This is a genomic window from Muricauda brasiliensis (genome assembly GCF_003057865.1).
Taxonomy (GTDB): Bacteria; Bacteroidota; Bacteroidia; order Flavobacteriales; family Flavobacteriaceae; genus Flagellimonas; species Flagellimonas chongwuensis.
Map to the genome: position 1 here is coordinate 229,108 of NZ_QBTW01000001.1, position 14,920 is coordinate 244,027.

13 protein-coding genes are annotated in these 14,920 nt (G+C 39.0%); 6 read left to right on the forward strand and 7 right to left on the reverse strand.

From position 1 onward, the window contains the following. The first annotated feature begins 5 nt into the window (after positions 1-5). The 4 genes from DCK90_RS00955 to DCK90_RS00970 all read left to right on the forward strand — a co-directional run bounded on the left by DCK90_RS00955 (position 6) and on the right by DCK90_RS00970 (position 3,901). Complete coding sequence (locus DCK90_RS00955; protein ID WP_234414548.1) at positions 6-1,865, forward strand: PAS domain-containing sensor histidine kinase; 1,860 nt, start codon at positions 6-8, stop codon at positions 1,863-1,865. Further along, positions 1,855-2,232 (forward strand): DUF7009 family protein, encoded by a 378-nt coding sequence (locus DCK90_RS00960; RefSeq protein WP_108244302.1) that lies wholly within the window; start codon positions 1,855-1,857, stop codon positions 2,230-2,232. The genes DCK90_RS00955 and DCK90_RS00960 overlap by 11 nt, the downstream gene beginning before the upstream one ends. 74 nt (positions 2,233-2,306) lie before the next feature. After that, positions 2,307-2,489, forward strand: a complete 183-nt coding sequence (locus tag DCK90_RS00965; protein ID WP_108244303.1) for a hypothetical protein — start codon at positions 2,307-2,309, stop codon at positions 2,487-2,489. A gap of 239 nt (positions 2,490-2,728) precedes the next feature. Next, complete coding sequence (locus tag DCK90_RS00970) at positions 2,729-3,901, forward strand: Pycsar system effector family protein (RefSeq protein WP_108244304.1); 1,173 nt, start codon at positions 2,729-2,731, stop codon at positions 3,899-3,901. Between the two features lie 99 nt (positions 3,902-4,000). On the opposite strand, the gene DCK90_RS00975 is transcribed toward DCK90_RS00970, so the two are convergent. Beyond that, on the reverse strand, positions 4,001-4,450 hold the full coding sequence (locus DCK90_RS00975; RefSeq protein WP_108244305.1) for a ferritin-like domain-containing protein: 450 nt from the start codon (positions 4,448-4,450) through the stop codon (positions 4,001-4,003). Positions 4,451-4,599: 149 nt separating this feature from the next. Beyond that, the gene (locus DCK90_RS00980; RefSeq protein WP_108244444.1) at positions 4,600-5,208 is read right to left on the reverse strand and encodes a DUF2652 domain-containing protein; all 609 of its coding nucleotides are present in this window, start codon (positions 5,206-5,208) and stop codon (positions 4,600-4,602) included. Between the two features lie 131 nt (positions 5,209-5,339). Here DCK90_RS00980 and DCK90_RS00985 point away from each other — a divergent pair, with 131 nt between their 5' ends. Together DCK90_RS00985 and DCK90_RS00990 are read left to right on the forward strand one after the other, a co-directional pair. After that, positions 5,340-5,903, forward strand: a complete 564-nt coding sequence (locus DCK90_RS00985) for a hypothetical protein (protein WP_108244306.1) — start codon at positions 5,340-5,342, stop codon at positions 5,901-5,903. A gap of 165 nt (positions 5,904-6,068) precedes the next feature. Continuing rightward, positions 6,069-7,340: a hypothetical protein gene (locus DCK90_RS00990; protein WP_234414550.1), complete on the forward strand. Its 1,272-nt coding sequence runs from the start codon at positions 6,069-6,071 to the stop codon at positions 7,338-7,340. Between the two features lie 80 nt (positions 7,341-7,420). Here the strand turns inward: DCK90_RS00990 and DCK90_RS00995 are convergent, their stop codons facing one another. The 5 genes from DCK90_RS00995 to DCK90_RS01015 form a co-directional block, all read right to left on the reverse strand. Then, positions 7,421-7,984, reverse strand: a complete 564-nt coding sequence (locus DCK90_RS00995; protein ID WP_108244307.1) for a type 1 glutamine amidotransferase domain-containing protein — start codon at positions 7,982-7,984, stop codon at positions 7,421-7,423. 23 nt (positions 7,985-8,007) lie between these two features. Beyond that, positions 8,008-8,307, reverse strand: a complete 300-nt coding sequence (hpf, locus tag DCK90_RS01000) for a ribosome hibernation-promoting factor, HPF/YfiA family (RefSeq protein ID WP_108244446.1) — start codon at positions 8,305-8,307, stop codon at positions 8,008-8,010. 143 nt (positions 8,308-8,450) lie between these two features. Further along, positions 8,451-9,200 (reverse strand): phosphatase PAP2 family protein, encoded by a 750-nt coding sequence (locus DCK90_RS01005; protein WP_108244308.1) that lies wholly within the window; start codon positions 9,198-9,200, stop codon positions 8,451-8,453. Between the two features lie 91 nt (positions 9,201-9,291). Next, positions 9,292-13,011, reverse strand: coding sequence for a metallophosphoesterase (locus DCK90_RS01010; protein WP_234414552.1), 3,720 nt, complete (start codon positions 13,009-13,011; stop codon positions 9,292-9,294). A 653-nt stretch (positions 13,012-13,664) separates the two neighbouring features. Continuing rightward, positions 13,665-14,798, reverse strand: a complete 1,134-nt coding sequence (locus DCK90_RS01015; RefSeq protein WP_108244309.1) for a response regulator — start codon at positions 14,796-14,798, stop codon at positions 13,665-13,667. Between the last annotated feature and the right edge of the window lie 122 nt (positions 14,799-14,920).

Here is a 14,920-nt window from a genome sequence, read left to right on the forward strand (position 1 = left end):
CCAAAATGGGTGCGGACAAACAAATGAAAAGGAGCAATCAGCAGCAAACATTGGAGGTCTCGACCTTCTTGAGAATCCGAAAGTGGTATCTATTGGCACTATCGGCCATTGCCCTTACCATTATCATAGCCCAAATCCTTATCCAACAGCACCTCAACTCCCAACTGAACGACTCCCGGGTAATCAATGTGGCGGGTCGACAACGTGCCTATAGCCAAAAATTGGTCAAGGAGGCCTTGTTACTCAACCAAGAAAATCTTGAAGAAAACCAGAGACAGGAGCTTTTAAAAGAGCTGAACAGTACACTTTATATCTGGAAGACATCCCACGAAGGGCTTCAAATGGGCAACGACAGTATAGGGCTTCCCAAAGAGGACAATGTGTCAATTCTAGAACATTTTGATGAGCTTTCCATGCATTACGATACCATGATAAATGCCGTAAAAACAATCCTTTCCCAAAAAGATACGTCTGGACAAGCATTGGATGTTCTGTTGGCCAGTGAAGGTCCCTTTTTAGAAAAAATGGACACCATTGTCAATGAATATGATGCCATCAGTAAAGAACGACTCCAAAAGCTAAAGGTCAAGGAATACCTTTTGTTGTGTTTTTCTCTATTGATTTTGATTTTGGAGGTCCTGTTCATCTTCAGGCCGTTGTCCATTCAAATCAAGGAAACTATACGTAATCTGGTCAAAAGTCAGTTACAATCGGAGCAAGACGCCGAGGAAATCAAAAAAATATTCGAAGAAAAGGAACGCTCACTCCAAGAGCTGAAAGAACTGAACTTTGTTATTGACAATGCTGCTCTCTTTGCCAGTGCCCGCAGTGATGGTACCGTTGTGTTTATCAGTAAAAAATTCTTGACACTTTTGGATGAATCCAACATTCCCCCTAACACACATCTTTCGGAAATATTGACCACCGATGAAGGACAACGACAATATCTTGGAGAGATTTTGACGAAACCCCGAAAGAGCATCAGAACGGAGGAAATTGAAATAAAGACCAAAGCGGGCAACAAATTGTGGTTGGACATGTCCATTGTTCCCATGCACCAAACAAGCCTAAAACAAAGTGTTTTGCTGTTATGTTCAGATATAACTGAGCGCAAGAACAACCAAGAAAAGGTGGAACAACTTACGCTTCAAAATTATGAAGATCGCATGCACCAGAAACAATTGCAGGCAAGTCTTATCGTGGAGGGCCAGGAAGAGGAACGAAAACGTATCGCCAAGGACATCCATGATGGCATTGGGCAAATGCTTACGGCATTAAGGTTCAATATCGAATCCATCAACTTGGACCAAAAGGAGCGCACCAAAGAAAAAATAGCTTATCTAAAAGAGCTTACTTCTGATCTGATCAAAGGCGTACGCACCGCTACCTTTAATCTTACCCCTCCGGAATTGGGCGACCACGGTATTTTTCCCGCTTTGCAAAAAATGACTTCGGAATTGGGTAAATTAACGGGAAAGAACATTTTGTTCGAGAACAAGGCTGAACAGAACATCCGTTTTGACTCGTTGGCGGAAACCAATATTTATAGGGTTACACAAGAAGCCGTGAACAACGCCATTAAATATGCGGATGCCAATTATATTTTGGTCTCCATAAACCATACGGACAATTTGTTGAGCGTGGTCATAGATGATGATGGCAAAGGTTTTGACCCGACTATTTTGGAACGTCCTCCAAAAAACAACAGTGAGGGTGGAATGGGCGTATTTTTTATGAGGGAGCGCATTAGCTACATAAACGGTAGATTGTTCATCAACTCCAGCCCCGGTGACGGAACACGTGTTACCATCAATTACAATTTGAACGAGACAAAAAAGCAAAAAAAAGAGACGTATGAAGATTAGGATAAAAGGAAATTCGATACGGTACAGATTGACGAAAACCGAAGTGGAAACCTTTTGCAAAACAGGGTTGTACAAGGAAACCACAGATTTTGGTCACAGTGTTTTCAGTTATGTACTAAAAGCAAAGAAAGGCATTGATAGCCTAGAGGCCTCTTATGAGGAAAATACCATTGCCCTATATCTGGACGATAAGAAACAATCGGGATGGGACATTTCGGATAAGGTTGGTTTTAGCGGCACAATGGATTTACCCAACGGAAAACAGCTTTCGCTGTTGGTTGAAAAGGATTTTGCTTGCTTGGACAACACTACCGAGGATCAATCCGACAATTATCCTAATCCAAAAATAGGAACCAATACCTGTTAACCCGAAAAATCTTCTAGGAAACAATCAATGAAAGCTTCAAAGTAAAAAATGAATAGCGGGAAACGGTTTTTTAAATGGACAGGATTCCTCTATATTTTGCTGTTGATGGAACTGAAGTATATGTAACCCAAGCCCCTGTTGGCGAAAGGGAAACTTGTATTTTATTGACAACTATACTGGGGAAAGTTACTCAGGGCGACCTGTTAGTGAATCTGGAAGGAAGTGACTTTATTGGAACCTGCCAGGATAACCCTTAAGCCATATATTGAAGAAGTTTAAAGAATCCAAAATAATAAGTACAGATTGTAAGAAGCCTTTCAGAGCCGTAACTTTTTTGAGTTACTTTTTCAATCATTTAAGCCAATTTAATATTGTCATTAACTATATCTTTTTCAGGTCAAAGTACAGACTACAATACTATTGAAGCAACCGTAAATAACCACCATCATAAATGACAACGATTTTAAAGCATTGTAGAACTTTTATTTCTCAGCTAATGTCGGAACAGATAAGCAACAACTATTTGTTCCATAACCTTAGTTTGACCAAAAATACCGTAGGCACGGCAGAAGAACTAATTGAAGGTTCGAGTGAGAGGATTGAAGGAGAGGAAGTGATGGTCGCATCATGGTTTCTGTATGCCGGTTTTTCGAAAGGATATGAAAATCATGTTGAAAAAAGTCAAAAAATTGTCCGACAGTTTTTACATGATCAGGACTACGGCAATGATAAGGTTGAAAGAATTGTTTTGTTAGTAGGGGCCGCATGGAATAGCGAAGCTCCGAATACAATTGAAGAGGGCGCGATAAAAGATATTAGAACATTCCGTTATGCTTCCAACAATCTTAGTGAATTATTGGAGTTAGAACGTATGGAAATGGATAACTTAGGTCAAAATCCTCTTTCTCAGAACCAATGGTATAAAAATCATATAGAAATACTAAGGACCGATCATAGATATTATACGGTTTATGCTTTGGAAAATTGGCAAGCCCAAAAGGAGGACAATATAATATCCTTAATAAAGAAAGCGGCAAAAATCGTCAAGACCAAGCAAAAAGAAAAGCTCAAGGTAAAACTAAAGAACCAAAGCCCGGAAAGAGCAATTCAATCTATGTACAGGACCCAGCTAAGAAATCATTTAAAGCTAAGTGATATAGCAGATACCAAGGCCAACATCCTATTATCCGTCAATGCAATTATTATATCCTTGCTCTTAGCTAATTTGATTCCCAAACTCGGTGTGCCTTCTAATTCTTATTTAATATATCCAACGGTAATCTTTGTCGTATTCAGCATAGCTTCCATAATCATGTCTGTTTTGGCCACACGACCCAAAATAGAGAACAAGGCTGTTGTTGAAGGAGATATACAGGCCAAAAATGCCAACCACTTGTTTTTTGGTAATTTCCACGCCTTGGAATCACAAGCATTCAAAGAAAAAATAAGGGACATCATTGAGAGTAAAGAAACTATCTACGACTCCCTAACGCTTGATTTATACTATCTGGGAAAAGTATTACAATCAAAATACCAATTGTTACGATGGACCTATACCATTTTTATGGTGGGAATTATACTATCCGTGCTGGCTTTTGCCATTGCCTTACATTATTTTGGAATGGAGCAAGAGATTATAGACGCTGTTACTCCTAAACCTAAGGTTTAGCACATATTTCAAATGAAATGGTGTGCTGGGTTATTCCCGAATTTGGGCATTAAAAAAGCCGGCATACGACCGGCTTTACTTTGTAAGGCTTGTAATTAACTACATTACATCTTCCAGTTTTTTATTGGCTTCCAAGTCTTGCACAATCCAATCCCGTTGTTTTCTTATAACATTTGCAGAGTTGATTGGCAAGTGTGTATCGGCCAAAACCTCGTTGTACTTTTCTACTGCTGCTTTATCCCCTCGAATGGCTTCTTCCAGCATGGACTCATCATTATCACCGGAAAAGAAAGCTTTCATATCCATCCATGCTCGGTGCATTGCTCCTTTGGCGCTCCCATCCATACCTTTGTCCAGATCTAGGACCGGTGTTGCGGCTTTGAGCTCATTTAGAAAATTTCTACGTTCTCTTGCCTTGTTTTTAAAATAATTTTGAAGTCCAACTTCTTTGGCATTTTCGGCTGCCTTTTTATATCCTTTGATGGCATCCTCATTTTTTTGAACAATTTCGTTCAGATGACCCTCTACCTCTTTGATATCTTTGTTCATACTAGTAAATTTTGCGGTAACTATTTTGCCTACCGTTTGGCGTTCAATTTAAAATTACCATGAAAATCCAGGGTGGGTTGATGCAAACAATCATCTTTTGGACTCTATTGATCTCAATGCTCGCAAATGGCAGAATCTCGTGAAACTAACTACATATCAGGACGGAAGGGCAATAGATCAATATACTTGAAATCGATTTGACCCAAATGGTCCACTTGGATATTACCCGATATTAAGTTTTTTCCCATCTGAAGTTCTTGCCTATCCTCTTGGCTATAGCTCGAAAGAATATCCCTTGAGAACAAGATATATTCATCCGTAGGGATGGTATTTTTTAAGAGCCTATGTGCCACAATAATATCCTCCCCCATTAATTTGATGTTCTTTCCAATGGGCACCAGACCTACCTCCTCACCATAATGAAGAATTATTTTAAGTCCTAAGAGCTCGGGTATCTTGTCCACACCTTTATGTCCATTATTCATACTGCGCAGTACATTCATCTGCTTATAAAATTCGGTGTAAAAATAAATACACTGGTCAATTAAATCCTTTAAGCTCGGGAGCTCACCAGTACGATAAAAAAGTACAGCGTCCCCCTCTATTTCAGATATTTTAAGCCCAATTTCGTTGGAATATATAATCTTGTTCAACAGTGATGGAATAATCTTGGTGCTCAATTCAAAGTCTATCTCCCCCATAAAACGGGTAAATCCACTTATATCGGGAATACATATTAATGTCGGGCCAGTATGCATAGTTCTCTTTTTTTTGAAAAGATAATCTAACCCTTCCATCAAGGTGAATGCTATCCGAATCAATGTTAATCCTAATAGCGTTAACCAACTAGTGTCAAAGACCTTACTTTTAACAGTACAATCAACAACCAATGAATTTAAAACTGAGTATTTATACTAAAAGGGCCATCACAGGCGGGGTTATATCATTGATAGTAATTTTATTTGGATCCTTTATGTTGGGAGAGCTTAGTGGTTACGAAGCCAAGGTTCTCATAAACAAATCCCTTTCGGGGCTGAATATGCTTTGCAATACCATAGTTCTCGCATCTGCAACCACATTGACCTTGTTATTGACTTTGTTAGGACTGAGTTCTGGAACTAAATCAAAACTTAAGAACGACCATTATCTACACGTACTTCAGATTGCAAAATTTGATACCGTGGTTTTTATAGCCGCATTGATATCCTTTGTTTTGTTCAATCTACCTATAACAGAATCAGAGAATGTACCCAGTAATTGGTATAGCGTTATTTACTACTCTAGTTTGGCTATATCCAGTATTCTTAGCGCTGCATTAATCGTGGTGATTCTTATGTTGTACAATACTGTGGTGAACATAATTAAGATAGTTGGCCTTGGACAAACCGACCATTATCTTACTGTGAGTGAAGATGAAAAAACGGGGGAGCAAGACAGCAATCCCGACAACTGAAACTATCATCTATAAAAAATAACCAATATCAACTTTACATCTTAAAAAAACTACTCTTTTGGATTACAATTGAATGTTTTAGAAGCATTCCTTAATGTAAAACCACAATATCTTAAGTAGGTATTTAACCATTATATCTACACATAAAAAACAAACTATTTCAATATGAAAAAAATAGTAATGTTGGCAATCGTCTTGCTAATTGGATTGGTAGGCCTCACCTATATTTCGGTAAACAGCACTTCGGAAAAATTCAAAACCTGTGAAATACTTGACATTTCCGAGGTAAAAGAAACGGATTTTACACAATATGATTCGGTCGTGGTTGCCGCGAACACTCTTTATGAAGGTGATTGGTTAAAAAAAATAATGCAAGGAGAGCAATACAGGGATGCATGGAGTGCTCCTATCCGTGTACCTATCGTTTATCTCGATACTTTGCTTGGAGGCTTAAAAGTGATTGAACAAGGGGGTGGCATGCAGACCCACTCATTGGAACTGGCCGATAACAACGGAGTCCGGTATTCCTTACGTTCCATTACCAAGGATCCCTCCAAATTGATTCCCGAAGCAGCTGAGAAGTTGGGCTTGGAAAACATCGTGGTGGATGGTATTTCTGCCCAGCATCCCTATTCGGCATTGGTCGTGGCAGAGCTGTCAGAAGCGGCAAAGATAATACACACACATCCTAAGGTATATTTTGTGCCGGAGCAATCCACATTGGAAAAACATAACGACAAATACGGTAATCGTTTGTTCTTTTTAGAGTATGAAACAGAAGGGGATGTAAACTGGACAGATTATACCAATGTAAGGGAACTTGCTGATACCGATGACATTCAAGAATGGAAGAGCGAAGGCAAACCGATTATCTTGGACTATCCCCAAATTGTACGTGCCAGGCTTTTTGACCTGATTATTGGGGACTGGGACCGGCATGCCAAACAATGGGGCTGGGCCATAGAGGAAAAGGAAGATAAATGGATAGCACACCCCATAGCAGGCGACAGGGACAATGCTTTTTTCAAACAAGACGGTGTAATCCCTTCCATTATATCAAATGAACTTTTTCTACCAGAAGTGCAATCATACGAAGAGGATATTGAACATATGCCCGGTTTGGTGCAGGCATTCGATGTGTACTTTCTAAAATCGGTCCCAAAGGAAACCTTTATCGAACAAGCAAAGCTTTTACAAGAAACACTTAACGATTCTGTAATAAACAACGCCTTTCGGGTATGGCCAGAAAACATCTATGAATTGAACGGAGAAGAAATAAAAACAAAATTGATCGCGCGCAGGGAGGGCATTGTGGAATATGCCAAAATCTTTAAGCAAATTCTGGACGAACGTGAATTGGAGCCGGTAGTGCTCAACGGCTCCGAAGATTTAGAGCTTAGTGAGGAACTTTCCAAATGTTTTGACTGTTTGGACTAGTCCTTTGCCGAAGAAATAAATGATGTATTAAAAAAGCCCCAATTTCGGGGCTTTTACTTTTAATCTGTTGTTTACTTGGATCAGGCATCCACAGTTTGGTCTTTGTGCTTACCTTCCAATGTCTCCTCGATAATTTTGGAAATAAATGCAGGTAGATCGTTAGGATTCCTACTCGTCACCAAGCCATGGTCTACCACCACCTCCTTATCTTCCCAATGGGCGCCTGCATTAATCACATCATCCTTAATACTTTTATACGATGTCACCTTTCTATTTTCAATAACACCGGCACTTATCAATAGCCAAGGTGCATGGCAAATTGCGGCAACTGGCTTACTATTTTTAAAAAAGGATTTTATAAATGCGATTGCATCCTCATTGATTCTAAGTGTATCAGGGTTTATGACTCCGCCCGGGAGTACCAAGCTATCATAATCTTCTGGATTGGCATTGCTAATGGTAATATCTACCAAAACACTTTCTCCCCAATCCTTTTTGTCCCAACTTTTAATGGAACCGCTCTCGGGGGATATAACATGTACTTCTGCGCCCTCTTCTTTCAAAGCATTTAAGGGTTCGAATAATTCTGATTTTTCAAAGCCATCTGAGGCTAAAATCGCTATTTTTTTATCTTTCAATTTCATAGTGCAATTTACTTTTAGGGTTATTATTGATTCATTTTTTCCTTTTGCTTTCGTAGTTGTCTTTCTAGATTTTCTACGGATTCACCGATGGCATTTACAAAGTTTTCTTTGCTTGAATCAGCAAACAAACGCGGGCCTGGAAGGCTCAATCGAATGCCACATATCTTCCCTACTTGGTCGGAAGAAGTGTTCTCTTCCTTAAAAAAGACATCTGCCCTGATTACCATGTCGTATTTGTTCGAAACTTTCTCCAATTTTTCCTTAGCTATCTGTTCCAAACGGTCGCTTTGGGCGACATTGTCATATTCAAAAACTATCTGCATATTAATTTTATGTTTTACGCTTGATCGATTTTCAATCATGCAACATTAAACTAATACAGTTTTGCTATTTATCTTTGCTCGATAACTTGGATTATTGATTCAAACCGATGAAGTACTGATTATCAAAAAGTTGATGACAAAAATCAGGTATTGGAATCTTTCCGAAACAATTCCATCAAATTGAACAATAGGATACAGAAGAACACCCAAATTGCTCCTGCTATAAATCCACCTAAAATATCGGAAGGAAAGTGTACTCCTAAATAAATGCGACTGACCCCTATACTCAAAATAAGAAGTGACACGAGCACTATAAGTATATTTTTCACCAAAGGTTTTATCCTAAATTTGTGGAGGAGATAAATTAGAAAACCATAAAAGGCCATAGCGCTCATGGCATGTCCACTTGGATAACTCAGTGTCTCTACAGTTACTATATGTTCCAAATCCGGTCGTGCCCTATCAATAAAACGTTTAAGTACCATATTTGAGGTAGTTGCCAATAAAAGGACCAAAAATATCTGGCCAACATACTTCCATTTTTTATAAATAAATGCGGTGGCCAGTACCATTAAGGCAAGAATAACCAGATAACCGTTCACATCTCCTATGTTAGTGACAAAAATGAAAAAATCGGTGAGTGTTGATGAACGAAATGAAAAAACGAATTGGGTTATTTGGCTATCTATCGTGCCTAAATACTCTGTTTTAAGTGTCTCGGTAAGCTCAACAAAAACATTGATTCCCAAAACAATCAGAACCAGTGCGATCAATGCGGTTACAAAATAGGCACCCTTGTGGCGGTATTTGTCCAATATTGGGGCGAGCCACTCCTGCACGTTGGAAACTAACTGCTTTAAACTAGATTTTATAGTCTTTCTTCTAAATTTCATATACTTTTCAAATTGATCACATTTAGCATTTTAATCCCTCCCAGAACAATAAAATGAAGAAAGTGATATTTGCCAAATGCTGTTCATGAATTTAAAAAGGAACACTTAAACTTACCTGGAACAAATTGTTTTCTTTGGAATTGAAGTATCCCAATTTCAGAGTCAACTCCTTTAAACTTCCAATCCACAATCCCCCTCCTTGGGATGTATGCCATGTATGGGAGGTATCGTTTTGTACCCATACTCTCCCATAATCGAACCCACCAAAAACACCGAAGGTCACGGGCGTAAATGCGGTAACATATTCCTTTATTCGAAATTTAAGGTCGGTGTTCTGATAAAAATAGGACCGTCCCGTAAATCTCTGGTCCCTAAAACCACGTAAACCATTGTCCCCGCCAATGGAGGGAGCATGGTAGAAAAAGTATTCATTATCACCTATGTTGGCCCTATATTCCGCAATAGTGGAGAATACCAAGTCGCCCGATGGAATCAGTTTATGATCAAAACCAGCTTTTACGGAAGCGTAGCCAAATCTATTTTCTTCAATGCCAAGGTTGGCTTTGTACCCAACAGTGAGCCCAAAATACATTGCTTTGGTCGGGAAATCCCCTGCATTGTCCCTATCGTAATGTCCTGTGACTTCCGCACCTATATAATTTTGAGATGCAAATGCCTCTGGATTCAGATTCTGTAAATTGAAGAAGCGATCATCCATTTGTTTTACCTCATAAGATTCAAAAATCAATCTTGGTCTTAGATGGTAGTAGGCCAAGCCAACGTACGATTTAAATTGACGAACACGTCCTCTGTAAAAATCAATATCCAATTGATTTTCTTGGTTGACGGTTTCGTTGCCATAACCGAAAAAGTTTTTTACATACCTGTCGTTGCTATAGTAAGCTCCAGTTTCAAAGTTCCACCCTGGTACTACATTGGCGAACACCCCATCATATTGTAGTTCAAAAGCGCCGAAAGAGAAGTAATAATTGGCCCTGAACGTATGCTGTTGTTTGTAAGGAGCACCATTTAGGCCATTTTTGGTGTATCGTTCCGTGAGGCCTAAAAACACATTATCATCCGACCTAAAGCCAAGGTTGGGAGCTAGTATATTGTTGTTTGGTGTAAAATACTTCCAATGAAGGGTATTGCTTTGATATAAATTGGTGAGCTGTGTTTTGGGTTTCTCTTTCTTAAAATCCGACTCTTCATGTTTCCAGTCATAAACGGTAACTTTTTTCTTGTTTTGTATATGGTACTGGTCTCTCCCATACCCTCCAACTATTTTTATCTTGATGTATTTGTCCCCATCACCTGTTATCTCAAATACATCATCATCTCCAAGTCCGTACGCCCAAACTTCATGGGTTGTTGATTTATCCAAAGTCCTCCGATAAATTTCTTGATCGGGTTCATCCGAAAGAATCCGATTAACAACAACGATGGTTTTGCCATCATCCTGCCTTGCGAACTCAAATTTATCATCCTTCTCCGTACCTCTTACGATTACCACCTTGTTTAAATAGGTACCATATGCCAACGCCCAATCATCAAGCTTTTCCAACCTCAACTTAAGTGATTCTTTTATGAAATCGGAGACACTGTCCCGTACTTCCATTGGAAGGTATTTAAAGGCATCTTCAATTTCTTGTTCCCCCAAATTACTTTGAATGTATTTTGCCTCTTCCACCCAAGATTCTATTCCCAAATTTGTTACAAGAACTTTATCAAGTTGGCTGCCTGATAAATTGAGCCATTTAATATCGTCGATGTCATCATCAAAGGTTTGCCATCTTCTGGAATTTGGCACGAACAGTTTGATCAGTTTAAGGGCAAATCCATCAAAACGCGGAAAAATATTGTCCCTATCCCTTGGAATGGGCATAAATTCTTTTATTCCGTCCTCTCCTTCATACTCTACCCATCTCCACTGATCTTGGTGGCGGTCCCAGTCTCCAATGAGCATATCAAAGATTCTTGCTCGTATATAGGCCTTTTGATCAACGACGTATTCCTCATCCTCTTTGATTTTCTCCAGCATACCCGTAGTGCTTTCAATGTCGGTAACCTTACCATTTTCATCGATGGTTCTTCTATACCCTTTGTAATTTTCCTGCTCTTCGGATGGACGCCTTTCTATAAAATAAAGTTCGTCACCATATTCCTCATTAAAATCACCCAATGTTTCCTGCTTTGGAACATAATATAATTTGGTGTCGGAATGGTTTACCTCTACCGCTCGTGCCAAAGGATCTACAACTAACTGCATAAAGGGGTGTGCCGTAGAAAAGAAATCCGAAACCAATTCCTCCGGCCAAGAATCCCGATATTTGTCTTCGTTATAAGCTATTCCTGGGAGTTTGAACTTTAGAAACTTTAATGCACTTTTTCGTAACGATCTCATTGCATATTCACCTCCATCCTTATCTTCGAGGCGCAAAGAAAAGGATTGATGGCCCCCACCTTCTTTGGTGACTTTCACCCCTCCATAGAGTGTATCTAAATTTACAGTAGGTGCGGTCACCTTTTTTCCAAAATAAGAACGGTACCGCTCTCCCCACAAAAACTCATAAAATCCTGATTTATAATATGCATCAGGATCATCCAAAACCTTTTCCGAAACTTCTTTGGGAAGGTCTGAATCTATCTTGATGATGGGTTTTTTCTCAGGAAATTTTGGCAGAACATCCATGGTAGTGGTGTTTTCATCCCCATCAAAACTATAGAAGGTGGTTTGGGAAGAACCATCTTTAAAATATTCCAGTTTTGCATAACCCAGGGTTCCATGTGCAAATTTGCCTTCGAAAGGCAGAGAACCACCAAGGGACACCAATTCATCCTTGGAAAGATAGGTCGCCGATTTTGAAGCCAACGCTCCGCTGATGATTTGACGTACATTTTTGGCTACTAGGTATTGTAGGTTTTCCTCATGGCCCGAAACAATGGTTATCCTTTCTGATTTCTGCGCCTGAGTGGTAACAAATACCCTGAGATAATTATAGCGTCTTGAATTTAAATGTTCTGGATCAAAAGCTGCTAGGTCTTTTAGGCCCTCATTTAGCGTTCCCAAAACTGGAAGGGGTTTCATATGGTCGCCAAAAGTTTTGTGGCCGGCATATTGTCCATTACTGAAAACGGGATGGTGCATCGCTATTACAATGTTTTTGTCCAAGTTGTCATCTATGGCATCTTCAAGTTCCTGAACAAATCTTTGCCTTGTTACAATATCCGTACACTTTTTATTAATATTCTTAACCTTGGACCAATTGGACACAAACCAGTTGGAGTCCACTAAGATTAAAATCAATTTGTCACTTAGTTCTATCCGTTCTATTGGACATGCATTTTCTGGAAAAAAATCTACGCTTTCCAAATTCAGGTCCTTTATATAGTTTTCAAACTCTTCTATATTCTCTACGTTTTCTGATTTCCATTCATTATTTCCAGGAATCAGAATGGTGCTGCCCTTGTAGTTTTTGGTCAGACCAATGTGCTTGTCCAACAGTTGCCTATCCAAATCCCAACTATCCGTTCCATCCGTAACATTGTCACCTGTAAAAATTAAAGTGCTATTTTCGGAAGCTTGGCTTAATTGATTACCTAAACTTTCCAGAATAGGACTATTGTCCATTGCAGAAATGTTTCCCATCCCCCCCGCTATAAAAAAAGTATAACTGGGCTCTTTACCACTATTCTTATTTACAATTTCATCGCTTTGCTGTAGCTTGAGTGTAGCGCACGATGCAAATAACATAGACCCGAAGAACAACACCATTCTCCTACAAACCAATGGTTTAAAAAATTTTGTCATAGATAGAATTAAAAAGACTTTTTAGTCTTTTCGAAAAATATTAGGTACTCTAATCTTCCTTTAAAATTTGGACCTGAATCAGTTCAATTACTGGGAATAATTTTATTCGGTGACTACTTTTGTCTTGAACGGATTACCTGCTCCCAGTAATAAGTAACCAATGTAAACAGGAGATATGATTTTAGGACATCCTATTGATTATAAGTTTAACTCTATCAAGTTTAATCGCTTGTAGTTTGAATTATCAAGCTCTAATTTGATGTTAGTGATGACAGGTAAAAAGGGTTTTACCAATTTAAGATGGAGAGGATAGAATAGTTCATGTTGAGCGTTGTGAAGTAAGTACTGTCTTTTATAGTATCATATAGCCCGATATCTATGTAGAATTTAATAGGCTATCGTCATTATTGGTAAGATTAATTAGAAGATGTACACATATAGGACGTAGCAGGTGAAGTCTCTGTGTACAGAAAGATAAATTGAGCTTTTTATAGCAAAATTCATGTAAGCAATAAAAAAGGCCTTAAAGGATTTAATCTTTAAGGCCTTTATTTTTCATATCATCGTGTAAGGATTTGGACATCCGCTAAACCCTGAATTTTATTGGGTTTTTCCCTGCACACACTTTTATTTCTAACCGAATTAGAAATCGCTCATCTGTATTTAAACGACAACTGACCCAATTGCCAAATAATCTTAATGGAATCCTTCATGGACAATTTTGAGCCATCAGCATGGATCCAGCGCTTTAAGGGTTGCTCGCAAATAAGGGAATTAGCCTTTTCTTTTCCATATTTTTTTCCCATTCTGATGAAAATCTCCACATCGAACAACCATCGTGTCTTAAAAGGTTTGTCAAAAACAGAGGCCACGGTATGAGGTCGCATTACCTTTGCTCCACATTGCGTATCCTTAAAGGGCATTCCCAAGATTTTTTGGATGATTAAGTTGATGGTCTTACTGATGATTTTTCTTGCAGACTCTTTTGTGATGTCGGCTCCCATTCGGCTGATTCGGGATCCGCTCACAATATCGAATTGTGACCCTTCAATGGTTCGTACCAATTCATCAAAATCCGTAAAATCCGTGGAAAGGTCTGCATCCAAATACCCCATATAATCAAACTGACCATCTTTGGCCAAGTGAAGAATTCCCTGTCTCACCGCTTCTGCTTTACCACCATTCTTCTCACAGTTGTATATACTGATGCTATCTTCGTTCCCCTTTCTGATTTCCTGTAGAACCTCCAATGTATTGTCTGTACTGCCATCATTCACAAAGCATAAGTGATATCCTGGATGGCGTCTGGCAAAATCTTGAAACTCTTTGCCACTCAAACGGTCTTCTTCATTATAACAAGGGATGACAACACCCACACAATGCTTTTGAATCAATTGTGTCTCCTTCTTTACCGAACGTTTCTCCAAAATTGGAGCGCCAATAGTACGCTTTACCCGAGCCACCATTTCATCCAAACCAATCGGTTTCTTCATGTAATCCACGATACCCAGTTCAAAACCATTCAAAATTACACTTTCATCATTGTTACCGGACATGACCATAATAGGTACGTTCATATCAATTTCCTTGAGCTGATCAATAACTTCCAACCCGGTCATCTCGGGCATATTCATGTCCATGATTACTAAATTAGGCTTAAACTCCTTAAAGATTTCAATACCTTCTTTGCCGCTAGAGGCCGTTTTTACCAAATAGCCAATCTCTTTAAGTTTTCTCTGTACGGATAACAGTATTAACTGTTGATCATCAATTGCTAAAATTTTCATAGGTTAAGGTTTTATGTTATTGATCAAACTTGAAGCAAATCTATCACCAATTGATGTTCGCCAACGCTCAAAAAAGTTGGAAATCAATTAAGTGTAGACGAATGGTAAAACTGAAGCGATGG

Bases quoted from the DNA above. Each gene is read 5' to 3' on its own strand.
- DCK90_RS00965 (WP_108244303.1), top strand. From the start codon at position 2,307: ATGGACAGGATTCCTCTATATTTTGCTGTTGATGGAACTGAAGTATAT.
- DCK90_RS00955 (WP_234414548.1), top strand. From the start codon at position 6: ATGGGTGCGGACAAACAAATGAAAAGGAGCAATCAGCAGCAAACATTG.
- DCK90_RS00975 (WP_108244305.1), bottom strand. From the start codon at position 4,450: ATGAACAAAGATATCAAAGAGGTAGAGGGTCATCTGAACGAAATTGTT.
- DCK90_RS00995 (WP_108244307.1), bottom strand. From the start codon at position 7,984: ATGAAATTGAAAGATAAAAAAATAGCGATTTTAGCCTCAGATGGCTTT.
- hpf (WP_108244446.1), bottom strand. From the start codon at position 8,307: ATGCAGATAGTTTTTGAATATGACAATGTCGCCCAAAGCGACCGTTTG.
- DCK90_RS00960 (WP_108244302.1), top strand. From the start codon at position 1,855: ATGAAGATTAGGATAAAAGGAAATTCGATACGGTACAGATTGACGAAA.
- DCK90_RS00970 (WP_108244304.1), top strand. From the start codon at position 2,729: ATGTCGGAACAGATAAGCAACAACTATTTGTTCCATAACCTTAGTTTG.
- DCK90_RS01005 (WP_108244308.1), bottom strand. From the start codon at position 9,200: ATGAAATTTAGAAGAAAGACTATAAAATCTAGTTTAAAGCAGTTAGTT.
- DCK90_RS00985 (WP_108244306.1), top strand. From the start codon at position 5,340: ATGAATTTAAAACTGAGTATTTATACTAAAAGGGCCATCACAGGCGGG.
- DCK90_RS01015 (WP_108244309.1), bottom strand. From the start codon at position 14,798: ATGAAAATTTTAGCAATTGATGATCAACAGTTAATACTGTTATCCGTA.
- DCK90_RS00990 (WP_234414550.1), top strand. From the start codon at position 6,069: ATGAAAAAAATAGTAATGTTGGCAATCGTCTTGCTAATTGGATTGGTA.
- DCK90_RS00980 (WP_108244444.1), bottom strand. From the start codon at position 5,208: ATGCATACTGGCCCGACATTAATATGTATTCCCGATATAAGTGGATTT.
- DCK90_RS01010 (WP_234414552.1), bottom strand. From the start codon at position 13,011: ATGACAAAATTTTTTAAACCATTGGTTTGTAGGAGAATGGTGTTGTTC.